The sequence below is a fragment of the Mesorhizobium sp. CNPSo 4670 genome, from assembly GCF_057784235.1.
Map to the genome: position 1 here is coordinate 357004 of NZ_JBWJFQ010000004.1, position 23490 is coordinate 380493.

Annotated in this window: 20 protein-coding genes and 1 tRNA gene; 16 read left to right on the forward strand and 5 right to left on the reverse strand. The window is 62.7% G+C overall.

Features of this window, described 5'->3' with window-relative positions:
* Positions 1-2: 2 nt before the first annotated feature.
* The 9 genes from nuoH (at position 3) to AC0ZT5_RS10415 (ending at position 10068) form a co-directional block, all read left to right on the forward strand.
* Complete coding sequence (gene nuoH / locus AC0ZT5_RS10375; RefSeq protein ID WP_095087231.1) at positions 3-1046, forward strand: NADH-quinone oxidoreductase subunit NuoH; 1044 nt, start codon at positions 3-5, stop codon at positions 1044-1046.
* Positions 1046-1537 (forward strand): NADH-quinone oxidoreductase subunit NuoI, encoded by a 492-nt coding sequence (nuoI, locus tag AC0ZT5_RS10380; protein WP_023812382.1) that lies wholly within the window; start codon positions 1046-1048, stop codon positions 1535-1537. The genes nuoH and nuoI overlap by 1 nt, the downstream gene beginning before the upstream one ends.
* Positions 1538-1661: 124 nt before the next feature.
* Positions 1662-2282, forward strand: a complete 621-nt coding sequence (locus AC0ZT5_RS10385) for an NADH-quinone oxidoreductase subunit J (RefSeq protein WP_095087233.1) — start codon at positions 1662-1664, stop codon at positions 2280-2282.
* A 1-nt stretch (position 2283) separates the two neighbouring features.
* Positions 2284-2592, forward strand: coding sequence for an NADH-quinone oxidoreductase subunit NuoK (nuoK, locus tag AC0ZT5_RS10390; RefSeq protein ID WP_023676620.1), 309 nt, complete (start codon positions 2284-2286; stop codon positions 2590-2592).
* 10 nt (positions 2593-2602) lie between these two features.
* A complete protein-coding gene (gene nuoL / locus AC0ZT5_RS10395; RefSeq protein ID WP_477289386.1) occupies positions 2603-4576 on the forward strand; it encodes an NADH-quinone oxidoreductase subunit L in 1974 nt (657 codons plus the stop codon).
* Positions 4576-6081 carry an NADH-quinone oxidoreductase subunit M gene (locus AC0ZT5_RS10400; RefSeq protein WP_488496377.1) on the forward strand — a complete coding sequence of 502 codons (1506 nt, stop codon included), beginning with the start codon at positions 4576-4578 and terminating at the stop codon, positions 6079-6081. The genes nuoL and AC0ZT5_RS10400 overlap by 1 nt, the downstream gene beginning before the upstream one ends.
* A 19-nt stretch (positions 6082-6100) precedes the next feature.
* Positions 6101-7537 (forward strand): NADH-quinone oxidoreductase subunit NuoN, encoded by a 1437-nt coding sequence (gene nuoN / locus AC0ZT5_RS10405; protein ID WP_488496378.1) that lies wholly within the window; start codon positions 6101-6103, stop codon positions 7535-7537.
* Between the two features lie 5 nt (positions 7538-7542).
* Entirely contained in the window at positions 7543-8364 is an 822-nt protein-coding gene (locus AC0ZT5_RS10410) for a biotin--[acetyl-CoA-carboxylase] ligase (RefSeq protein WP_488496379.1), read from the forward strand.
* A gap of 33 nt (positions 8365-8397) precedes the next feature.
* The gene (locus AC0ZT5_RS10415) at positions 8398-10068 is read left to right on the forward strand and encodes a ribonuclease J (protein ID WP_488496380.1); all 1671 of its coding nucleotides are present in this window, start codon (positions 8398-8400) and stop codon (positions 10066-10068) included.
* Positions 10069-10083: 15 nt separating this feature from the next.
* Here AC0ZT5_RS10415 and AC0ZT5_RS10420 read toward each other — a convergent pair whose 3' ends face one another.
* Complete coding sequence (locus AC0ZT5_RS10420) at positions 10084-10947, reverse strand: MBL fold metallo-hydrolase (protein WP_488496381.1); 864 nt, start codon at positions 10945-10947, stop codon at positions 10084-10086.
* 178 nt (positions 10948-11125) lie between these two features.
* On the opposite strand from AC0ZT5_RS10420, the gene mce reads away from it, so the two are divergent.
* From mce to AC0ZT5_RS10450, 6 genes are all read left to right on the forward strand, one after another.
* Complete coding sequence (gene mce, locus AC0ZT5_RS10425; protein WP_488496382.1) at positions 11126-11530, forward strand: methylmalonyl-CoA epimerase; 405 nt, start codon at positions 11126-11128, stop codon at positions 11528-11530.
* On the forward strand, positions 11527-11811 hold the full coding sequence (locus AC0ZT5_RS10430; protein ID WP_488496383.1) for a DUF1467 family protein: 285 nt from the start codon (positions 11527-11529) through the stop codon (positions 11809-11811). Before mce ends, AC0ZT5_RS10430 begins: the two co-directional genes overlap by 4 nt.
* 631 nt (positions 11812-12442) lie before the next feature.
* On the forward strand, positions 12443-13771 hold the full coding sequence (gene proS / locus AC0ZT5_RS10435; RefSeq protein WP_488496384.1) for a proline--tRNA ligase: 1329 nt from the start codon (positions 12443-12445) through the stop codon (positions 13769-13771).
* Positions 13768-15054: a lipoprotein-releasing ABC transporter permease subunit gene (locus tag AC0ZT5_RS10440; protein ID WP_488496385.1), complete on the forward strand. Its 1287-nt coding sequence runs from the start codon at positions 13768-13770 to the stop codon at positions 15052-15054. Before proS ends, AC0ZT5_RS10440 begins: the two co-directional genes overlap by 4 nt.
* Positions 15051-15743: an ABC transporter ATP-binding protein gene (locus AC0ZT5_RS10445; RefSeq protein WP_184873474.1), complete on the forward strand. Its 693-nt coding sequence runs from the start codon at positions 15051-15053 to the stop codon at positions 15741-15743. Before AC0ZT5_RS10440 ends, AC0ZT5_RS10445 begins: the two co-directional genes overlap by 4 nt.
* 527 nt (positions 15744-16270) lie before the next feature.
* On the forward strand, positions 16271-17521 hold the full coding sequence (locus AC0ZT5_RS10450; protein ID WP_488496386.1) for a site-2 protease family protein: 1251 nt from the start codon (positions 16271-16273) through the stop codon (positions 17519-17521).
* A gap of 69 nt (positions 17522-17590) precedes the next feature.
* Here the strand turns inward: AC0ZT5_RS10450 and lipB are convergent, their stop codons facing one another.
* On the reverse strand, positions 17591-18334 hold the full coding sequence (gene lipB / locus AC0ZT5_RS10455; RefSeq protein WP_488496387.1) for a lipoyl(octanoyl) transferase LipB: 744 nt from the start codon (positions 18332-18334) through the stop codon (positions 17591-17593).
* 236 nt (positions 18335-18570) lie between these two features.
* Between lipB and AC0ZT5_RS10460 the strand changes: the two genes are divergently transcribed.
* A tRNA-Leu gene (locus AC0ZT5_RS10460) sits at positions 18571-18655 on the forward strand.
* A 136-nt stretch (positions 18656-18791) separates the two neighbouring features.
* Here the strand turns inward: AC0ZT5_RS10460 and AC0ZT5_RS10465 are convergent.
* From AC0ZT5_RS10465 to sucD, 3 genes are all read right to left on the reverse strand, one after another.
* The gene (locus tag AC0ZT5_RS10465; protein WP_488496388.1) at positions 18792-21476 is read right to left on the reverse strand and encodes a phosphoenolpyruvate carboxylase; all 2685 of its coding nucleotides are present in this window, start codon (positions 21474-21476) and stop codon (positions 18792-18794) included.
* Between the two features lie 64 nt (positions 21477-21540).
* Complete coding sequence (locus tag AC0ZT5_RS10470; RefSeq protein WP_488496389.1) at positions 21541-22509, reverse strand: 2-hydroxyacid dehydrogenase; 969 nt, start codon at positions 22507-22509, stop codon at positions 21541-21543.
* Positions 22510-22586: 77 nt separating this feature from the next.
* Positions 22587-23486 (reverse strand): succinate--CoA ligase subunit alpha, encoded by a 900-nt coding sequence (sucD, locus tag AC0ZT5_RS10475; RefSeq protein WP_488496390.1) that lies wholly within the window; start codon positions 23484-23486, stop codon positions 22587-22589.
* Between the last annotated feature and the right edge of the window lie 4 nt (positions 23487-23490).

Below are 23490 nucleotides of genomic sequence, written 5' to 3' on the forward strand. Positions count from 1 at the left end.
GCATGGACACTTTCTTCTCCTTCTACGTGCTGCCGGCGCTGCTGATCCTTCTCAAGTCGGTCGTGCTGATCGTCGTGCTTTTGATCTTCGTCGCCTACATCCTCTACGCCGACCGCAAGATCTGGGCGGCGGTGCAGCTGCGCCGCGGCCCGAACGTGGTCGGCCCGTGGGGCACGCTTCAGGCCTTCGCCGATCTTTTGAAGTTCGTCTTCAAGGAACCGGTCATCCCGTCCGGCGCCAACAAGGGCGTTTTTCTCCTGGCGCCGCTGGTTTCTGCCGTGCTGGCGATCTCGGCCTGGGCGGTCATTCCGGTCAACCAGGGCTGGGCGATCGCCAACGTCAATGTCGGCATCCTCTATGTCTTCGCCATCTCTTCGCTCGAGGTCTATGGCGTGATCATGGGCGGCTGGGCGTCCAACTCGAAATATCCGTTCCTCGGCGCGCTGCGTTCGGCCGCACAGATGGTGTCCTATGAAGTCTCGATCGGCTTCGTCATCGTCACCGTGCTTTTATGCGCCGGTTCGCTCAACCTGTCCGACATCGTCTTGTCGCAGCAGGATGGGCTGGGCACCAAGCTGGGCCTGCCCAACACCTTCCTCGACTGGCATTGGCTGTCGCTGTTCCCGATGTTCGTCATCTTCTTCATCTCGGCGCTGGCCGAGACGAACCGGCCGCCTTTCGACCTGGTGGAAGCCGAATCGGAACTGGTCGCCGGCCACATGGTCGAATATTCGTCGACGCCGTTCCTGCTGTTCTTCCTCGGTGAGTATGTCGCCATCGTGCTGATGTGCGCGCTGGCCACAATCCTGTTCCTCGGCGGCTGGCTGCCGCCCTTCGACTTCGCGCCGTTCACCTGGGTGCCGGGCGTCATCTGGTTTGTGCTGAAGGTCTGCTTCGTGTTCTTCGGCATCTCCATGGTGAAGGCCTTCGTGCCGCGTTACCGCTACGACCAGCTGATGCGGCTCGGCTGGAAGGTGTTCCTGCCGATCTCGCTGTTCATGGTGGTCGCCACCGCCGCCTTCCTCAAGATCACGGGGTTTGCGTGATGTCCGCTCTGTCCCAAGCCGCAAAATCGCTGTTGCTGCAGGATTTCGTCAGCGCCTTCTTCCTGTCGATGCGCCAGTTCTTCGCACCGAAGGAGACGATCAACTATCCGCACGAGAAGGGGCCGACCAGCCCGCGCTTTCGTGGCGAGCATGCGCTGCGCCGCTATCCCAACGGCGAGGAGCGCTGCATTGCGTGCAAGCTGTGCGAGGCGATCTGCCCGGCGCAGGCGATCACCATCGAAGCCGGCCCGCGCCGCAATGACGGCACGCGCCGCACGGTGCGTTACGACATCGACATGGTTAAGTGCATCTATTGCGGCTTCTGCCAGGAAGCCTGCCCGGTCGACGCCATCGTCGAGGGGCCGAATTTCGAATTCGCGACGGAGACGCGTGAAGAGCTCTACTACGACAAGGACAAGCTTTTGGCGAATGGCGACCGGTGGGAGCGCGAACTGGCGCGCAACATCTCGCTGGACTCGCCGTATCGCTGATATTTGACGCATGGACGGGGCGAGGGGCCTCGTCTAAGGAACACGAAACTTGCTTACCGGAGGCGGTGGCAAAAATCGAACTTGGCGCAAGCGTCATGTTCGAACAGGAACCCGGGGGAACCCCATGCTGAGTGGACTAGAGGCGGCCTTTTTCTACCTCTTCGCCTTTGTCGCGGTGGCGTCGGCGTTCATGGTCATTTCGTCGCGCAACCCCGTGCATTCGGTGCTGTTCCTGATCTTGACCTTCTTCAACGCGGCCGGGCTGTTCATGCTGACCGGCGCCGAGTTCCTGGCGATGATCCTGCTCGTCGTCTATGTCGGCGCGGTCATGGTGCTGTTCCTGTTCGTCGTCATGATGCTCGACGTCGATTTCGCCGAGATGAAGGAAGGCGCGCTGCAGTATGCGCCGATCGGCGCGCTGGTCGGGCTGATCCTGGCGGCGGAGCTGATCGTCGTGCTGGGCGGCTACACATTCGCACCGCAGCTCGCCTCGACGGTATCCAAGCCCATTCCGGACCTCGCCACGCGCTCGAATACGGCAGCACTCGGCGACATCCTCTATACGGACTACCTCTACTACTTCCAGATTGCCGGCCTCGTGCTCTTGGTCGCCATGATCGGCGCCATCGTCTTGACGCTGCGCCACAAGGAAGGGGTCAAGCGGCAGTCGATCGCAGCCCAGGTCGGCCGCACCGCGGCGACCGGCATGGAAATCCGCAAGGTCAAGTCGGGCGAAGGAGTCTGAGATGGTCGTCGGCATCGCACATTATCTGACCGTATCGGCGATCCTGTTCACGCTCGGCGTGTTCGGCATCTTTTTGAATCGCCGGAACGTCATCGTCATCCTGATGTCGATCGAGCTGATCCTGCTCGCGGTCAACATCAACTTCGTCGCTTTCTCGGCGGCACTTGGCGATCTGGTCGGCCAGGTGTTCGCGCTGTTCGTGCTGACGGTCGCGGCGGCCGAGGCTGCCATCGGACTTGCCATTCTCGTCGTCTTCTTCCGCAACCGCGGCTCGATCGCGGTCGAAGACGTGAACATGATGAAGGGTTGACGGAACCACCATGTACCAGGCCATCGTCTTCCTTCCCCTGCTCGGCTTCCTGATCGTCGGCCTGTTCGGCACGTCGCTCGGCGCCAAGGCATCCGAATACATCACCTCAGGCTTCCTGGTGATCGCGGCGGTGCTGTCATGGGTTGCGTTCTTCACCGTCGGCTTCGGCCATGGCGAGGTGTTCACCGTGCCGGTGCTGCGCTGGATCCAGTCAGGCGGATTGGAAGCGTCCTGGGCACTCCGGATCGACACGCTGACGGTGGTGATGTTGGTGGTGGTCAACACTGTGTCGGCGCTGGTCCACATCTATTCGATCGGCTACATGCACCACGATCCGAACCGGCCGCGCTTCTTCGCCTATCTGTCGCTGTTCACCTTCGCCATGCTGATGCTGGTGACCGCCGACAATCTGGTGCAGATGTTCTTCGGTTGGGAAGGGGTGGGTCTCGCGTCCTACCTGCTGATCGGCTTCTGGTACAAGAAGCCGTCGGCCAACGCCGCCGCCATCAAGGCCTTCGTCGTCAACCGCGTCGGCGATTTCGGCTTCGCGCTCGGCATTTTCGGTCTGTTCGTGCTGTTCGGTTCGGTCAATCTGGGCACCATCTTCGCCAATGCGGCGACGTTCATTCCCGCTGAAGGCGCGCCGCAAGGTGCCGCCGTGCTGACCTTCCTCGGGCACGCGCTCGACAAGCAGTCGGCAATGACGATCGTCTGCCTGCTGCTGTTCATGGGCGCCATGGGCAAGTCGGCGCAGGTGCCGCTGCACACCTGGCTGCCGGACGCCATGGAAGGCCCGACGCCGGTCTCGGCACTCATCCACGCCGCCACCATGGTGACGGCCGGCGTGTTCATGCTGGCGCGGTTGTCGCCGCTGTTCGAACTGTCGCATTCGGCGCTGACGGTCGTGACCTTCATCGGCGCCTTCACCGCCTTCTTCGCGGCAACCGTCGGCCTCGTCCAGAACGACATCAAGCGCGTCATCGCCTATTCGACCTGTTCGCAGCTCGGCTACATGTTCGTGGCGCTCGGCGTCGGCGCCTACGGTGCCGCGATCTTCCACCTGTTCACACATGCCTTCTTCAAGGCGCTGCTATTCCTCGGCTCGGGCTCGGTCATCCACGCCGTCTCCGACGAGCAGGACATGCGCAACATGGGCGGCCTGCGCAAGCTGATCCCGACCACCTACTGGATGATGGTGATCGGCACGCTGGCGCTGACCGGTGTAGGCATTCCGGTGACGGTCATCGGCACCGCCGGCTTCTTCTCCAAGGATGCCATCATCGAAAGCGCCTTTGCCGGCCACAATTCAGTTGCCGGCCTCGCCTTCGTGCTTTTGGTCATCGCCGCCTGCTTCACCTCCTTCTATTCGTGGCGGCTGATCTTCATGACCTTCCATGGCGAGCCGCGGGCGAGCCATGAGGTGATGCACCACGTTCATGAATCGCCGCCGGTGATGCTGGTGCCGCTGTTCATCCTGGCCGCAGGCGCACTGTTCGCCGGCATCATCTTCCACGGCGCCTTCATCGGCGAGGGCTATGCCGAGTTCTGGAAGGCATCGCTGTTCACACTGCCGGACAACCACATCCTGCACGAAATCCACGAACTGCCGCTGTGGGTCGAGCTCTCGCCCTTCATCGCCATGCTGATCGGCTTCGCGCTGGCCTGGAAGTTCTACATCCGCTCGCCGGAATTGCCGCGAAGCGTCGCCGCCAACCACCGCTTGCTCTACGCCTTCCTGCTCAACAAGTGGTATTTCGACGAGCTGTACGACTTCCTGTTCGTGCGGCCGGCCAAGCGGCTCGGTCGTTTCCTGTGGAAGACCGGCGACGGCACCATCATAGACGGTCTTGGTCCTGACGGCATCTCGGCGCGCGTCATCGATGTCACCGACCGCGTCGTCAAGCTGCAGACCGGCTACCTCTATCACTATGCCTTCGCCATGCTGATCGGCGTTGCCGCACTCGTCACCTGGATGATGCTCTGATGACCGCCTGGCCAATCCTCTCGCTGGTCACCTTCCTGCCGCTGGTTGGTGTGCTGCTCATCCTGTTCATCAATGATGACAGTGAAAACGCGCGCCGCAACATCCGCGCCATCGCGCTGTTGACGACGACGTTCACGTTCATCATCTCGCTGTTCATCTGGACCGGCTTCGACAATTCGCAAGCGGGCTTCCAGTTCGTCGAGAAGATTGCCTGGCTCGACTCCGGCATCTCCTACCATATGGGCGTCGACGGCATTTCAATGCTGTTCGTCATCCTGACGACGTTCCTGATGCCGCTCTGCATCCTGGCCTCGTGGGAAGCTATCGAGAAGCGCGTCAAGGCCTACATGATCGCCTTCCTGCTGCTCGAAACGCTGATGATCGGCGTGTTCTGCGCGCTGGACATTGTGCTGTTCTACGTCTTCTTCGAGGCCGGCCTGATCCCGATGTTCATCATCATCGGCGTCTGGGGCGGCAAGCGGCGCGTCTATGCCTCGTTCAAGTTCTTCCTCTACACGCTGGCCGGCTCGGTGCTGATGCTGCTCGCCATCATGGCGATGTTCTATCAGTCCGGCACGACCGACATCCCGACGCTTTTGACGCACAATTTCCCGGCAAACATGCAGACTTGGCTGTGGCTCGCCTTCTTCGCCTCCTTCGCGGTGAAGATGCCGATGTGGCCGGTGCACACCTGGCTGCCTGACGCGCATGTTGAAGCGCCGACGGCGGGCTCGGTGATCCTGGCAGCAATCCTGCTCAAGATGGGCGGGTACGGCTTCCTGCGCTTCTCGCTGCCGATGTTCCCGCTGGCGTCAGAAATGTTCGCGCCACTGGTGTTCACACTGTCGGTTGTCGCCATCATCTACACCTCGCTGGTGGCGCTGATGCAGGAGGACATGAAGAAGCTGATCGCCTATTCCTCGGTCGCTCATATGGGCTTCGTCACTATGGGCATCTTCGCCATGAACCAGGAAGGCGTGCAGGGTGCGATCTTCCAGATGCTCAGCCACGGCCTCGTCTCCGGCGCGCTGTTCCTGTGCGTCGGCGTTATCTACGACCGCATGCACACGCGCGAGATCGACGCCTATGGCGGGCTGGTCAACAACATGCCGAAATACGCCACCGTGTTCATGGTGTTCACCATGGCCAATGTCGGCCTGCCCGGCACCAGCGGCTTCGTCGGCGAGTTCCTGACCATGCTCGGCGTGTTCCGGGTCAACACCTGGGTGGCGTTCTTCGCCGCCACCGGCGTCATCCTGTCGGCAGCCTATGCGCTGTGGCTTTATCGCCGGGTGATCTTCGGCGCGCTGACCAAGGACAGCCTGAAGGGCCTGCTCGATCTCTCGCCGCGCGAGAAGGTGATCATCTACCCGCTGGTCGTGCTGGTCATATTCTTCGGCGTCTATCCGGCGCCCGTCTTCGACGCGACGGCCCAATCGGTCAAGTCGCTCGTCACCAATGTCACTGCATCCATCGGCGCCGCGCAGACCGCGGCGGCGAATTAACCCAAGGGTTTTGCGAACCATGACGCCGGACCTTCTCTCCAGCCTGTCGCTCTCGACGCCAGAGCTGATCCTCGCCATCGGCGCGCTGGCGCTGCTGATGGTCGGCGCCTATTCGCGCGCCAACACCGCCAATACGGTGACCGGCCTCGCCGTCGCCGTGCTGGTGATATCAGGCGCCTGGCTGGTCTTCCGCACGGGGCAGGGCAGCGCCTATGGCAATGCCTTCATCCAGGATTCCTTCGCCCACTTCATGAAGGTGCTGGCGCTGATCGGCTCGGCGGTGACGCTGGTGATGTCGATGCGCTTTGCCAAGGCGGAGCATTTCGACAAGTTCGAGTATCCGGTGCTGATCCTGCTTTGCACGCTCGGCATGATGCTGATGATCTCGGCCAACAGCATGATCGGGCTCTATCTCGGTCTTGAGCTGCAGTCGCTGGCGATCTACGTGCTGGCGGCGATCAACCGTGACAATCTGCGTTCGACCGAGGCCGGCCTGAAGTACTTCGTCCTCGGCGCACTGTCGTCGGGCATGCTGCTCTATGGCATCAGTCTGGTCTACGGCTACACCGGCAACACCGGCTTCCAGGAGATCGCCACGGCGCTGGGCAGCGGCGAGCGCCAGCTTGGCCTGGTTTTCGGGCTCGTCTTCGTGCTGGCCGGCCTTGCCTTCAAGATCTCGGCGGTGCCGTTCCACATGTGGACGCCCGACGTCTATGAAGGCGCGCCGACGCCGGTGACGGCCTTCCTGGCGGCTGCTCCCAAGATGGCAGCGATGGCGCTGATGGTGCGCGTCACCATGGGCGCGTTCAAGCCGATCGCCTCGGACTGGCAGCAGATCATCGTCTTCATCTCGATCGCCTCGATGGCGCTCGGTGCCTTCGCGGCGATCGGCCAGACCAACATCAAGCGACTGATGGCCTATTCCTCGATCGGCCATATGGGCTACGCGCTGGTCGGCCTTGCCGCCAACAGCCAGGCGGGCGTGCGTGGCGTTGCCATCTACATGCTGATCTATCTGGTGATGACGCTCGGCACCTTCGCCTTCATCCTCGCCATGCGGCGCAAGGAAGGCAATGTCGAGCAGATCAGCGACCTGGCCGGCCTGTCGTCGACCAACCCGATCATGGCGACGATCCTGACCATCCTGATGTTCTCGCTGGCCGGCATTCCGCCGCTCGCCGGTTTCTGGGGGAAATGGTACGTCTTCCTCGCCGCCATCAACGCCAACCTCTACGCGCTGGCGATCATCGGCGTGCTGGCCTCGGTGGTGGGTGCTTATTACTATCTGCGCATCATCAAGATCATGTGGTTCGACGAGCCGGTTGGCGGCTTTGTGCCGATGGCGAGTGAATTGCGCATGGTGCTCGGCGTCAGTGGCGCCTTCGTGCTGTTCTACGTGCTGATCGGCGGGCCGATCGGCACCTATGCCGAAGCCGCCGCCAAGACATTTTTCTAAGCGGCATGGCATTTCGGCTGGCTCCTACCTCGGCGTCGGAAGGGTTCCGGCTCGAGGCGCATGACAGCGTCGGCTCCACCAATGCGCTGGCGCTGGACCATGCCCGGGCCGGCGACCCCGGCAAATTGTGGGTCGTTTCCAAGAAGCAGGAAAGCGGGCGCGGGCGGCGCGGCCGTGTCTGGGCGACACCGGAAGGCAATCTCGCGGCGACGCTGCTTGTCATCACCACTGCCGAGCTTCGCCTTGCCGCGACGCTGGGCTTCGTGGCCGGGCTGGCGCTCGCCGATGCGCTCGACGCGGTGGTGCCGAAGGGCCGGATCGCCGTCGGCCTCGACGGCGCAAGTGCGGGCAAAAACCGGTTCCAGCTGAAATGGCCGAACGACGTGCTTGCCTCTGGCGCCAAGCTGGCCGGCATCCTGCTGGAATCGGCGAACCTGGACGGCGGCCGTTTCGCGGTGGCGGTCGGCATCGGCGTCAATGTTGTGGCTTATCCCGAGGATTTGCCTTATCCGGCAACTTCATTGCGCGCGCTGGGCGCGACATGCGATGCGGAAACATTGTTTCTGGCGCTGTCGGATGCCTGGAGCGAGAATGCCCGGTTGTGGGATGAGGGGCGCGGACTTGCCGCCGTCAGGCAACGCTGGCTGGCACGGGCGGCGGGGCTTGGCGGCGAGGTTGCTGTCAGAATTGACGGTAATGTGGTGCGCGGCGTGTTTGAAACCATTGACGAGGACTGCCGTTTCGTGATCCGCGACGATGAAGGTTCTATTCTGACGATCGCCGCCGGCGACGTGCATTTCGGCGCGGTGGCGTCTGCCCGCGTCTAACGGGCTGGCCTGAGGGCCAGGAAGGGAAAAATCATGGCGAAAGCGGAAAACGCCGAACTCGTCTTCGTGCCGCTCGGCGGCGTCGGCGAGATCGGCATGAACTTCGCCCTCTACGGCTACGGCCCGCCGAGCGCGCGCGAGTGGGTCGTCATCGATGTCGGCGTCACTTTCCCCGATGCCAGCCTGCCCGGTGTTGACCTGGTGCTGCCCGACACGCGCTTCATCGAGGAGAACCTCGCCAACCTGCGCGGGATCATCATCACGCATGCGCATGAAGACCATTACGGCGCGCTGCTCGACACCTGGCCGAAGCTGAAGGCCCCGGTCTGGATGACGCCGTTCAGCGCCGGCCTGCTCGAAGCCAAGCGGCAGGGCGAGCAGGGCGCGCCGAAGATCCCGCTGACCATTTACCGGGCGGGCGAGAAATTCACCGTCGGCCCGTTCGAGATCGAAGCTATTCCCGTGGCGCACTCTATCCCCGAGCCGATGTCGCTGGCGATCACGTCGCCGGCCGGCACCGTCATCCACACCGGCGACTGGAAGATCGATCCGGAGCCGACGATCGGCCCAAAGACCGACGAGGCGCGTTTCCGCGCCTATGGCGACAAGGGTGTTCTGGCGCTGATCTGCGATTCGACGAATGCACTGCGGGAAGGCGAGTCACCTTCGGAAGTCGCCGTGGGCGAGGGCCTCAAGGGCGTCATCCAGGCCGCCAAGGGCCGCGTCGCCGTCACGACTTTCTCCTCCAATGTCGGCCGCATCGTCTCCATTGCCAAGGCGGCGCGGGATGCCGGCCGCCAGTGCCTGGTGCTCGGCCGTTCGTTGAAGCGGGTGATCGATGTGGCTGATGAACTCGGCTACATGGATGGGCTGCCCGAGTTCATCGCAGAAGAGGATTTTGGCTTCATACCGCGCGAAAACCTGGTGATCATCTGCACCGGCAGCCAGGGCGAGCCGCTGGCGGCGCTGGCCAAGCTTTCGCGCGAAGAAATGAAATCGGTGTCGCTGACGGCCGGCGATACGGTTGTGTTTTCGTCGCGTACGATCCCCGGCAATGAAAAGGCGATCCTCGAGATCAAGAACCGCCTGATCGACCTCGGCATCAAGATCATCGAGGACGGGGACGCGCTGGTGCATGTTTCCGGCCACCCGCGGCGCAGCGAATTGCGCAAGATGTACGAATGGGTGCGGCCGCAGATCGGCGTTCCTGTGCATGGCGAGGCGGCGCATCTGGTGGCGCAGGGGTCGCTGATGTCGACCTCCGGCATCGGCCAGGTGGCGCAGGTGCGAGACGGCGACATGCTCAGGCTCGCTCCCGGCCCCGCCACCATCATCGACCAGGTGCCGTTCGGGCGCATCTACAAGGACGGCAGTCTGATCGGCACCGATCAGGCGATGGGCATTCGCGACCGGCGCAAACTATCCTTCGCCGGCCATGTCGCGGTCAATGTCGTGCTCGACGACAAATATGAGCTTGCCGGCGATCCCGATCTGGTCGCCATCGGCGTCGCCGAGGCCGATGCAAGCGGTGAGGCGCTCGAAGACCTGATGATCGATGCGGCGGTCGGCGCGGTGGATTCGATCCCCCGCCAGCGCCGAAAGGACCTCGACCTGGTGCAAGAGGCAGTCCGGCGCGCCGTGCGCGGCGCTGCCAACGAAGCCTGGGGCAAGAAACCGCTGGTGACGGTGTTTGTCACCCGGTGAGGGTGGCAGCGTTCGCTACACGTTCAGCTGATAGCTGACGGGAAGCCAGCGAAAAGATCCGTCCACCTGCTCGACGTAGCCCAGTCCTGGAAATGGCAGGTGATGGCCAGCGATCAACAGACGCTGTTCCGCGGCCATCTTCAGCAGTCGCTTGCGGGTCTCGACGGCTTGGTCTTTGTCATCATCCAGATCAGCACGCCACTCCGGTCGCTGGATGGACACGACATAGTGCAGGAAGGCGTCCGACCAGATGAGCAATTGCCGGCCGTCGCTTTCGACGAGAAACGCCAGGAGCCCGGGGGAATGACCGGCAGCGTCGATGGCGGTAATGCCTGGCACAACCCGATCTCCGGGCGCTATGAATGTCACCTGATCAGTAAGGCTGCTGCATATTCGCCTGAATAGATCACGGTTGGCCAACCTGGCCTCACGCACCGCATTTCCCCCGGTCCAGAAGCTGAATTCGGCCGCGCCGAATACATAGCGTGCTCGCCTGAAAACGGGTTCGCCATTCTTCACGAGCCCTCCGATGTGATCCGGGTGCCCGTGGGTGATAATCACCACATCGATGTCATCAGGCCCGAGCCCGAGGTCCTGCAGACATTCCAGGAGTGAACTGTCCTCGTCTCCGCATCCGGTGTCGAACAGGATCCTTTCGGAACCGGTGTCGATCAACGTCGGGATGAAGCAGTGCTCGTAGCGATCGCGGTCGATGAAGTTCGAGACGGCGAGGTCGTGCACTGCGCTTGGCGACTGTCCAGGTGCCAGGGCCGATGCGAGGTTGTCGCGAACATCGACGGCATCGAGCAAAGCGGCAACTTTGAATGAGCCAAGGCTGAATATGAAAACGCGTGGGCGGGCAGGGCAGGCGTCGAACATTGCCGTTTGTACTTCGCAGTTGCCGATTGGAACAGCCTGGGCCGTGATTTTGTATCTCTGCCCGTTCGAAGACGGCTCATCAAAGTGCGACAGTGCGCGCCTCGTGAAAGGCTGTTGATATCGGTCGATTTGACGTATGACGCCAGCCATTGGAGCCTAGGAGAGAAAGCTCGGATATATGCTCGGACGCCTGAACCATGTCGCGCTTGCCGTGCCGGATCTGACCGCGGCCGTTGCCGCCTATCGCAACACGCTCGGCGCCGAAGTGACCGAGCCGCAGGCACTGCCGGAGCACGGTGTGACCGTGGTGTTCGTCAATGTCGGCAACACCAAGATCGAACTTCTGGAGCCGCTGGGCGAGGGGTCGCCGATCGCCGCCTTCCTCGAGAAGAACCCGTCCGGCGGCATGCACCATCTTTGCTACGAAGTCGACGACATCCTGGTCGCGCGCGACCAGCTCAAGGCCGCCGGCGCGCGCGTGCTGGGTGACGGCAATCCGAAGCTAGGTGCGCATGGCAAGCCGGTGCTGTTCCTGCATCCGAAGGATTTCTTCGGGACGCTGATCGAACTGGAGCAATCATGAGCTGGGTATCGTTCACTGCCCTTTTCTTCGCCACCTGGTGGATCGTATTGTTCGTCGTGCTGCCGTTCAGCGTCAGGACACAGGACGACGATCACGACGTGACGCTGGGCACGGTTCCAAGTGCGCCACGCGGCCCGCATATGCTGCGCGCCGTCCTGCGAACCACCGTCGCCACGGCGGTACTCATGGGCATTTTCTATGGCCTCACGAAAGGGTTGGGATACAGCCTCGACGAGGTGCCGCACATCATTCCGGAATTCAGTCAGACGCCAACGAAATAGACCGTTTTCAGGTTCGCGCTTCAGCAGGTTCGAGATCGAAACGATATCGCCTGAAGGCCATGGCGATTCCAGCCTTGTGCCGGTTGACGCAAGGTCATCCAGTTTATCAATCTCTGCTGCTAACCAGATGTTTGCACAAAAAAAATGCAAGGCACAAGGCCTTGCAATTTAAACGCGTCCGATCTGTTTCCGGTTTCCGGCGGCAGCGAGTAACCGCGCCTAGATCGCATCCTCCCAAGACTTTGACCGCGTAGGAGAGCAGATTTTTCTCTACCCTCTCGGTTATCGGGGCACATTAGCCCAACGCGAATGAAAATGTCACGAAGAATTTTGCCTTGAAACGGGCATTCTCGTGCTGCACTGCACAATAGTGCGGCAGGCTTTGCTTGGGAAACGAACAGTAAGACGCACGCGGCACTGCAGCATCCCTGGAACGCCGGGTGTCCGAGGCACGCGCGAGGACGCTCAGGCACGTTCGACCCCATGTATCGTGCATTTCCGAAGCCGATTTCCGATTTTCGGATCGATGGGTCCGGGTTTCCATTCCGCCATGAAATGGCTATGAAGCCGGGGCAAGCAAGCCCGTGTCGCGCCGATTCCCGCGCGGCCATCCTCACTCACGGACCAGTCCATGCGTTTGTCGCGCTATTTCCTGCCTATCCTCAAAGAAAATCCGCGCGAGGCCGAAATCGTCTCGCACCGGCTGATGCTGCGCGCCGGCATGATCCGCCAGCAGGGGCAGGGAAGTTTCTCGTGGCTGCCACTCGGCAAGCGGGTGCTGGACAAGGTCTGCAGGATCATCCGCGAGGAGCAGAATCGCGCCGGTGCGCTGGAAATCCTGATGCCGACCATCCAGTCGGCGGATCTGTGGCGCGAAAGCGGCCGCTATGACGATTACGGCAAGGAGATGCTGCGCATCAAGGACCGGCAGGACCGCGATATGCTCTACGGCCCGACCAATGAGGAAGTGGTCACCGAGATCGTCCGCGCCTATGTGAAGTCCTACAAGGACCTGCCGCTCAATCTCTACCACATCCAGTGGAAGTTCCGCGACGAAGTGCGGCCGCGCTTCGGCGTCATGCGCAGCAGGGAATTCCTGATGAAGGACGCCTATTCCTTCGACCTCGACTTCGAGGGCGCCAAGGCGGCCTACAACCGGATGTTCGTGTCCTATCTCAGGACGTTCACGCGCATGGGCCTGCAGGCGATTCCGATGCGGGCCGACACCGGACCGATCGGCGGCGATCTCAGCCATGAATTCATCATCCTCGCCGACACCGGCGAGAGCCAGGTTTTCTGCCATCGCGACTATCTTTCGCTCGACGTGCCCGGAGAGAAGACCGACTTCGCCAACGACGCCGAGATCGGCGACATCGTCAAGACATGGACGACGCCCTACGCCGCCACCGACGAGATGCATGATGAGGCGGCTTGGGAAAAGATCGGCGAAGGCGACAAGGTTTCGGCGCGCGGCATCGAGGTTGGCCACATCTTCCATTTCGGTGACAAATACTCAAAGCCGATGGGCGCCAAGGTGACCGGGCCCGACGGCAAGGATCATTTCGTCTCCGGCGGCTCCTACGGCATCGGTCCGTCGCGCCTGGTCGCAGCGATCATCGAGGCCAGCCATGACGACAACGGCATCATCTGGCCGGAAGCGGTGGCGCCATTCGACATCGGATTGATCAACATGAAGGCGGGCGATGCCGAGTGCGACCGCATCTGTGACGAACTGCATGCTGCCTTCGTCGCCGCCGGCAAGGATGTCCTTTACGACGACACCGACCAGCGGCCGGGCGGCAAGTTCGCCACCGCCGATCTGATCGGTCTGCCGTGGCAAGTCATCGTCGGTCCACGCGGCGTTGCAGCAGGCGAGATCGAGATCAAGAATCGCAAGACCGGCGAGCGCGAGACACTGCCGATCGCCGACGCGAAAAAACGCTTTGGCAGCGCCGCATGAGCGACGTGGCGGCGGCAAGATCGGCGGGCGCCGGACCTTTTTCCATGTTCGAGCGCATGGTTGCCTGGCGCTACTTGCGCTCGCGGCGCAAGGAGACGGTGATCTCGGTGATCGCCTCGATCTCCTTCCTCGGCATCATGCTGGGGGTCGCCACGCTGATCGTGGTGATGGCGGTGATGAATGGCTTTCGGGCGGAGCTGTTGACGCGCATCCTCGGCGTCAACGGCCATCTGATCGCGCAGCCGCTCGATTCGCCCCTTGAGGACTACGCGCAGGTTGCCGGCCGCATCAACGGCGTGCCCGGCGTCAAATACGCCATCCCGCTGATCGACGGCCAGGTGCTGGCGCAAGGCAATGTCGGCGGCGGAACCGGTGCGCTGGTGCGTGGCATACGCGGCGAGGATCTGAGCAAGATCGCCATCGTCGCCGCCAACGTCAAGCAGGGCTCGATCGCCGGCTTCGACACCGGCGAGGGCGTCGCCATCGGCAAGCGCATGGCTGAGAATCTCGGCCTGGCGCTCGGCGACACCATCACCTTGATCTCGCCCGACGGCGACGTGACGCCGCTCGGCACGACGCCGCGCATGAAGGGCTATCCGATCACCGCGATCTTCGAAGTCGGCATGTCGGAATATGACAGTTCCATCGTCTACATGCCGTTCTCGGAGGCACAGCTCTATTTCAACATGGACGGCCGGGCCCAGACGATCGAGATCTATGTCGACAATCCCGATGATGTCGACGCGCTGAAACCGAAGGTGGAGGAGGCGGCGCAGCGGCCGATCGACCTCGTCGACTGGCGCCAGCGCAACGAGACCTTCTTTTCCGCCCTGCAGGTCGAGCGCAACGTCATGTTCATGATCCTGACGCTGATCGTGCTGGTGGCGGCGCTCAATATCATTTCCGGCCTGATCATGCTGGTGAAGGACAAGGGGCATGACATCGCCATCCTGCGCACCATGGGCGCGTCGCGCGGCGCCATCCTGCGCATCTTCCTGATGACGGGGGCGGCGATCGGCGTGACCGGTACGATCGCCGGCGTGCTGCTTGGCGTACTGATCTGCACCAACATCGAATCCATCCGCCAATTCTTCTCCTGGATGACCGGAAAGGTGCTGTTCAACCCGGAGCTCTATTTCCTCAGCCAGCTGCCGGCAAAAATGGATCCGCGCGAGACGACCTATGTCATCCTGATGGCGCTCGGGCTGTCCTTCCTGGCAACGGTGTTTCCCGCGTGGCGAGCCGCCCGGCTCGATCCCGTCGAAGCCTTGAGGTATGAATGATGGCCGAGGCCATAATCGAGCTGAAGAGCGTCGAGCGGCACTACGTCCAGGGGCCGCGCAAGCTCACCATTCTCAACGGCGCCGATTTCTCGCTGAAGCGCGGCGAGATGGTGGCGCTGGTGGCGCCGTCGGGCACCGGCAAGTCGACGCTGCTGCACACTGCCGGCCTGCTGGAGCGGCCTGATGCCGGCGACGTCATCCTGGCCGGCCGTGCCTGCGGCCGGCTCTCAGATGACGAGCGCACGGCGATCCGCCGCAACGATGTCGGCTTCGTCTATCAGTTCCATCACCTGCTGCCGGAATTCTCGGCGCTGGAAAACATCATGATGCCGCAGCTGATCAAGGGGCTGAGCCGCAAGGAGGCGTCGGAGCGAGCGGCGCAACTGTTGGACTACATGCAGATCGGCAAGCGCGCGTCGCATCGTCCATCCGAGCTTTCCGGCGGCGAGCAGCAGCGCGTCGCCATTGCCCGCGCGGTTGCCAACGCACCGCTGGTGCTGCTGGCCGACGAGCCGACCGGCAACCTCGACCCGGTCACCGCTTCCTATGTGTTCGAGGCGCTGGCGGCGCTGGTCAAGCAATCGGGCCTCGCAGCGCTGATCGCCACCCATAATCACGAACTGGCCTCGCGTATGGACCGGCGCGTCACGCTGGCCGACGGCAAAGTGGTGCCGCTCGGCTCGGGCTGACTTCAATCTCGACAGACCATGGGTGGGCTCGCGGACGGTCCGCCTTCGGAGCGTGTTGCCGCTCCTTTGATGGCTGTCGCACGCCCGTCAACCTTTCCTTAACCCTGCCAGTTTGATCGCCCGGAAATTCGGAATGCGGCCGGATTCCGGTCGTTGACATTCGAACAAAATTAGAACAAATTACGAACATATCAACAACAGGAGAGAGTTATGACCGATCTGGTTCAGGATGTCATCTCACTGGTTTGCATGAGCACTTTTCTCATTTCCATGGCGATCTGGATCGGCGCCATGTGATCTGGAGTTGAGGACGTGGTGCGAACGCTAGCGTCCCTGCGCAGCATTGCTCCTCACACTTACCCTCTCCCCGTTAAGAACGGGGAGAGGGGGGCATCAACGCGGGCGGCATGCCTTTCACCGAGACGCCGACGCGAATGGCATGTGACCGGGAACCGAGCTTTCCTGTTAAGCCTTTCTTGCCGCCGCGACGTTTAGGGTAGTCCCTCCAAGACAGGGAGCAACGTCGCGTGTCGCCCATCGTCACGGCCATCCTCGTGGCCAGCAATCTCGGGCTGATCTTTCTCTTGATGAGCGTGCCGCTTGGTTTGCGCACGATCAGGCTCAGCCGTGTCGTGGCTATGGACCAGCAGCGCCTCTGGCAGGCGCTGTGGCCGCTTGGCAGCGATGCCGGCTGGTCCGGCGAGATCCTTTCGGCCGAGCCGCTGGACGGCGAAGGCATGGCACGCATCATGCTGTCCTGGGAAGGCCGCGACGGTAAGCCGATCGAGCGCAAGTCGCGGTTTGAAGACGTGGTCGAGGGCAGCCGGTTCTCGATGCGGGTCATCGAGGATACCGCGCTCGACACCTCGTTCTGGAAGGATTTTCGCGAGACCACTGAGCTCGTTTCCGAAGGCGGCGGCACGCGGGTCACGCTTGGCCAGACGGATCGCTATCGCGGCTTTGCCTTCCTGGTGTTCCGCTATTTCGCCATGCGCCGTGAACTCTCCAAGCTGCAGCGCTGGGCAAGGACCGGGCAGTATCGCAAGGGCGGCTGGTTCGAGCATCCGCTCAGCCAGGTCGGCTTCGCCGCACTGTCGGCATTGATCCTGTGGCCGTTGTTCGGTCTTCATCTCGGCGGACTGGCGCTGGCCGCGATCTTGACGTCGGTGGTGGCCCTGCACGAGCTCGGCCATATGGCGGCGTTTCGCCTGATGGGTCACAGCAAGGCGCGCATGATCTTCATTCCGCTGCTCGGCGGCATCGCCATTGGCGGGCGGCCATATGACAGCCGTTTCGAAGTCGCCTTCGTGGCGTTGATGGGCGCCGGCTTCTCCGCCTTCCTGGTGCCGGTCGTCATCGCCGCCAGTACCTTTGCCGGCGCGGAAGGATATCGACTGGCAGCAATGCTGCTGGCGACGCTGGCGGGCTTTGCTGCCCTGTTCAACATCGCCAATCTGGTGCCGGTGTGGAAGTTCGATGGCGGCCAGGTGCTGCGCCAGATCTGCCCGGGACCGATCGTGCTGGCGCTGGCCTCGTTCTCCTTGCTTTCGGCCTTCCTGGCGCTTGGCCGACAGGCCGGCTTTTCCCCGGGCTTTCTGCTCGCCGCGGGCGCGGTCTTTTCAATCCTCAGCCTGTTGACGATGCGCAGCGGGGTCAAGCCGCGCCATGAGCTAAAACCGATCCGCACCGTCGACCGCTTCGTCATCGCCGGCGCGCTGCTGGCGGTGTTCGCCATTCATGGCTACGGCGTTCTGTGGGCGTCGGCGCAGCTCATCTGAGGTGTTGCTATTCAGATGATGCCGGCCTGAGATCTCAACACCACCTTGAGCCGTTTCCAGACCGAACGGTCAGCCGGCCTTGCGCGCGGCTTCGACAGGCAAAGCCGTGGCAGGACCGAACACGTCCTCGAAGGCGGATTTCAGGGCCAGGTCGAGGTCCGCCATTGTTACAGGCAAGCCGAGGTCGACAAGGCTGGTAACGCCGTGGTCCTGCACGCCGCACGGCACGATGCCGCTGAAATCGTCTAGGTTCGGTTCGACATTGATGGCGATGCCGTGAAAGCTCACCCAACGCCGCAGCCTGATGCCGATGGCCGCGATCTTGTCCTCGGCCGGCGAGCCGTCCGGCAGGGCAGGGCGATCCGGCCGCACCACCCAGACGCCGACCCGGTCCTCGCGGCGCTCGCCGTGCACGTTGAAAGCGGCGAGCGTGCCGATGATCCACTGTTCGAGCGCGGCGACAAAGGCGCGGACATCCTCGCGCCGGCGCTTCAGGTCGAGCATCACATAGGCGACCCGTTGGCCTGGCCCATGATAGGTGTACTCACCGCCGCGCCCGGCCGCGAACACCGGGAAGCGGTTGGCGTCGATCAGGTCCTCGCTGCGGGCGCTGGTGCCGGCGGTGTAAAGCGGCGGATGTTCGACCAGCCAGACCATTTCGCCGGCGGCGCCGCTTCGGATCGCCTCGGCACGCTCCTCCATGAAGGCCAGCGCATCGGGATAGGCGGTGAGGCCAGGCTCGATGCGCCATTCGACCGGTGCTGAACCGGGGAGCGGCAGGAACGACGTGGCGATCTGGCTGCGTTCTGGCATGGCTTTTCGTTTTTCGTTTATGCATGCCATGATCCCAAAACCGCCTTGCGCTTTCGGGCGACATGCATTTGCCTTCCATATGGCGCTATCGGGCCGAAACGTCCAGTTTCGGCTACGCATTCCAATTCTGTGGAACGTTATGCCAATTGCTGGCGATTATTGCTTGCGGCGCCCTTGTTTCGCCGGAAACGATTTGCTACACGCCGCGAGCCGGTCGGTTCCGGCTCCTACCACGTGCGGTCGTGGCGGAATTGGTAGACGCGCAGCGTTGAGGTCGCTGTGGGGCAACCCGTGGAAGTTCGAGTCTTCTCGACCGCACCAAAATTTCCCTGACAGATTGCTTATGGCGAGCTCTGACGGCAGGCGATGACACATCGCGGCCACAGGGCTTTCCGCGGATCGAAACGGCAGCGGCGGCGCGTCATTCAGACCAGACCGCCGCTTCGCTTTTTAGGACCTATCCCGTCCACCCAAGGCCAGCCGAGATACAATTGATCGATACAAGCAAAGCGTCGGTCGCCCGCTTTTGATCCGCAGTGCCGGTACTTGCCCGAACTTCACGCAGCAGATCGACCTGCAGCCGGTGAATGTCATCCATCTGTCGCCGCAGACTGTCGAAACGCCGCTTGAACATCGGAAAGCGCGCGGAAAGATCGCCTCCCGTGAGGTCGCCGATCAGGCGTCGCGTTAACTCGTATTCGGCGGCGATTCGGGCGTAGATTCGTCGGGCCGCGTCGCTGTCGGACACCAAGCGGGCGTAGAGACCCGCGATCTCCATGTCGGACTGGTAAAGCGTCTTCTCGGCCTCGTCGATGATCAAGCGGAAGAAGCGCGAGTGCTCGAACATGCGAGCCAGAAGTTCGCGCCCGGCCTCGCCGCGCACGGCGACGAAAGAGCTAAGCGCGCTGCCGATGCCATACCAGCCGGTCAGCAGATGACGGTTCTGGCTCCACGCGAACACCCATGGAATGGCGCGCAGGTCAGCAATGCCGCTGGCGCCGAAACGGCGCTCCGGCCGTGAGCCCATTTTCAGGAGCGCCAGCTCCGCGACCGGGCTTGCCTGGTTGAAATAATCGAGGAAACCGGGCTCGGCCATCAATCTGGCGTAGGATGCCTGCGACATGCCTGCCAGCGCTTCCAGCGCTTCGTCGAACTCCGGCGTTTCCTTCGGCTCGACATCGCCGGGCGATCCGACACCGTGGGCCAGCACGCCAGCGGCGAGAACCTCGAGTTGGTTGAGGCCGGTGCCGCGATTGGCGAATTTCGACGATACGACCTCGCCCTGCTCCGTCACCCGCATGGTTCCGGCGACCGTGCCTTCCGGTTGTGCCGCGATCGCTCGGCCAGTCGGCGCGCCGCCACGGCTGACAGAGCCGCCGCGACCGTGAAAGAAACTGATCCTGACGTTGTTCTTGCGCCCGACCGCAGAAAGGCGCTTTTGCGCTTTTGCCAGCTCCCAATTGGAAGCCAGGAAACCGCCGTCCTTGTTGGAATCTGAATAGCCAAGCATGATTTCCTGGCGCGCGCCGAAGTCCCGCACCGTCCGCCTCACCAGCGAAACGCCGAGCAATCCATTGAGGATGCCCGGTGCGGCCTGTAGATCGGCGATGGTCTCGAACAATGGCACGATCCGCAGCCTGATTGTGCCGCCGCCAGCGGGCGCGGTTGAAAGTCCGCAATATTGCGCCAGCAGATAGACCGCGAGCAGATCGTCGGCCGAGCGGGTCATGCTGAGAACGAAAGAGCCGACTGCGTCAGCATCCGAGCCGGAGATGTGCTCGCGGATAACGGAGAATGTCGAAAGCAGTTCACCTGCTTCAGGCGAGAGCCGGCCTGCGTCGATCTCCAGCAGCCCGCCCTGGCTGACGGCCGCGCGAATGCGCGCCGACCATCGCGGCGTGCCGGCTACGACCGGATCGGCGGGATTTGCCAGCGCAAACAGCTCGGCCAGCACCCGGTTGACGACCGTGGAGTTCTGCCGGATGTCGAGCGAGACCGTACGGAAGCCGAAGCTTCCGACTTGCCAAAGCAGAGGCTGGATGAAGCGCTTGGCTACCGCGCGCCCTCCGATTGCTTCGAGAACGGAGGACAGCCCGTTCAGATCAGCCCGAAACGCCTCTGCCGAGAGATATGCCGGCGGACCGCCGTCTCGCGTGGTCTCCAGCCGGGCAAGCAAGGCCGAGGCGAACTGGCGAAGCGGTTCGTCGGGGTTGCGGGCGGCGATCACGTGCGCCAGTCCGCTTTTATCAAGCGCCGTTTGCAGCACCGGCTTGAAGCTGGCCGGCAGGTCGATGACGTTCGAGCTGGCGCTGAGCACCGTCACCAGCCGCTGCACCTGCGTCAGATACCAGCCGATGGCGGTGTTGCGGTATTCGGCCATGGCATGGGCGGTGACCGCGGCAGTCACATTTGGATTGCCATCGCGGTCGCCGCCGATCCACGAGGCATAGCGCATGAATGAGGGAATTCTGATCGACTCTCCCGGATAGTGACGCTCGAAGGCGCCCTGAAGCTTGCCATAGAGCTGCGGCGTTGCCTCGAAGATGACTTCGCGAAAGAAATGCAGGCCCCAGGCGATTTCACGTTCGACCGTCGGACGCTCCAGGCGCAGCTCACCCGTCATCCACAGAAGCTCGATCTCGCTTTCCAGATCGGCGACCAACAAGGAGCGTTCGCGCGGCGCCCAGCGTGGCTGGTCGAGCTCGGTCAGTTTGCGATAGATACGTCGGTGGATCTCCAGCACCGTGACCCGTTTGGCTTCCGTCGGGTGCGCGGTCATGGTCGGGCCGACGCGAAGCTCATCGAGCTTTGCCTGGACTTCCTCGGCGGAGTGGCCGTTCGCTGCCATCTGCGCGATCACGCTGGCAAAGGATCCGGGCACTTCGTCGACACCCGCGCCTTGTTCGAGTTCGCGGCGCGCCCGCATGGCAAGCAACTCGTCTGCTATCGCCAGCAACTGGAACCATACGCCGCTCGCCTGGAGCGCCGGGATGCGCTGCTCCGCGGCGAGGGAGACAAGGGACCGACGTCCGGCCAGAACGGCGGCGATCTCGGGCTCACGCGCGCTTGCGACCTGAAGCAGCAAGCGCAACAACAGGCTGCGCTCGTCCTCACGAAAGTTGATGCGTCTGCTCTGTTCCAAACCGGTTTCCTGCTTCGTGCGCACCGATGCCGCTGTAGCCCTGAACCGAGGGCGGCGCCTGCTGTCAGGCGACCCGGTCGGGGACCGGGCGACCCTCGAAAAAGGCGGTCAGGTTCTCCACCACCTTCATGCCCATTGCCACCCGCGTTTCCTCGGTCGCACTCCCGAGATGCGGCAACAGCACCACGTTCTCCAACCGCTTCAGCGCCTCCGGAACGGCCGGCTCGTCGGCAAAGACGTCGAGACCCGCCCCAGCGATCTCGCGCCTTTCCAGCGCACCGATCAGGGCATCCTGGTCGACAACGTCGCCGCGCGCCGTGTTGATCAGGAACGCGTCGCTTTTCATGGACCGCAAGCTTCGAGCATTGATGAGATGGCGGTTTTCCGCGCCGCCCGGACAGTGCAGCGACACGAAATCGGATGCTGTGAGCACATCTTCCAAAGTTGGCATCTGGACTGCGCCCATGGCGCGCGTCTCGTCGTCATCAACTGGGGACCGATTGAAGAACACGATCTTCATCCCGAAGCCGAAATGCGCGCGCCTGGCTGTCGCCTTGCCGATGCGCCCCATGCCGACAATACCCAAGGTTTTGCCCGACACCTTCGCGCCGGCCATATGGGTTGGCGACCAGCCCCGCCACTCTCCGGCCCGCAACTGCCGCTCGCCCTCACCGGTCCGGCGCGCGACAGCCAACAGCAAGCTGAGGGCGAGGTCGGCGGTGCAATCGGTCAGCACTCCCGGGGTGTTGGTCACCACGATGTCGCGGTCGCGAGCTGCCGCGACATCGATATGGCTGAAGCCGACGCCGAAATTGGCAATGATCCGGGTGCGGGCGGTGTTCTCGGGAAACACCGCAACAGGTAAGCGGTCGCTGACCGTTGCCAGGATCGCGTCAAAATTCGCGAACGCCGATGTCATTGCGGCAGGGCTCAGCGGCGTATCGCTTGGGTTGAGCGTCGTGTCGAAGCGCTCGGCGAGGATCGCTTCAACGGGGGCCGGCCATCTCCGGGTGACAATCAAACGCGGTTTCATCGAATTTCCTGCCGATCGATGGGCCGCGATGCATCCGCCAACCCGAAACAGACTTCACATCTTGCGCCATGCGACCGTCAGGCCGCCTTCTTCATCCCGGCCAGTGTATTGGCAACGACCTCCCCGAAGGAGGATGGCGTCGGCACGATGACGACGCCGGCCTCTTTGAGGATTTCGACCTTTTCCTGCGCCGACTCGCCGAAGGCCGAGATGATGGCGCCGGCATGCCCCATGCGCCGGCCCTTCGGCGCGGAAAGCCCGGCGATGTAGGCGATCAGCGGCTTGCGCATGTTGTCGCGTGCCCAGATCGCGGCTTCCGCTTCCTGCGGTCCGCCGATCTCGCCGATCATGACCACGGCATCGGTTTCGTCGTCCTGTTCGAACAGCTTCAGCATGTCTTTGAAGGACGAGCCGTTGATCGGATCGCCGCCGATGCCGACGCTGGTCGAGACACCGATGCCAAGCGCCTTCATCTGTGAGGCGGCCTCATAGCCGAGCGTGCCCGAGCGTCCGACGATGCCGACGCGGCCGGGGAGATAGATGCTGCCCGGCATGATGCCCATCAGTGCCTGTCCGGGCGTGATCACGCCGGCGCAGTTCGGCCCGATCAGCCGCATGCGGTCCTCAAAACGGTAGCGAAGCATGTAGCGCTTCACCTGCATCATGTCCTGCGAGGGGATGCCGTCGGTAATGCAGACGCAAAGCTTTATGCCGGCATCGGCGGCTTCCATGATCGAGTCGGCGGCGAAAGGCGGCGGCACGAAGACGATGCTGGCTTCGGCGCGGGTTTCGCGAACGGCGCCCTTGACGGTGTTGAAGACCGGCAGGCCGAGATGCTTCTGAGCGCCCTTGCCGGGCGTCACGCCGCCGACGAGCTTGGTGCCATAGCGCTTCATGTCCTCGGCATGGAAACTGCCGATCTTGCCGGTGAAGCCCTGGACGATGACCCGCGTGCCGCGGTTGAGCAGGATTGCCATATTT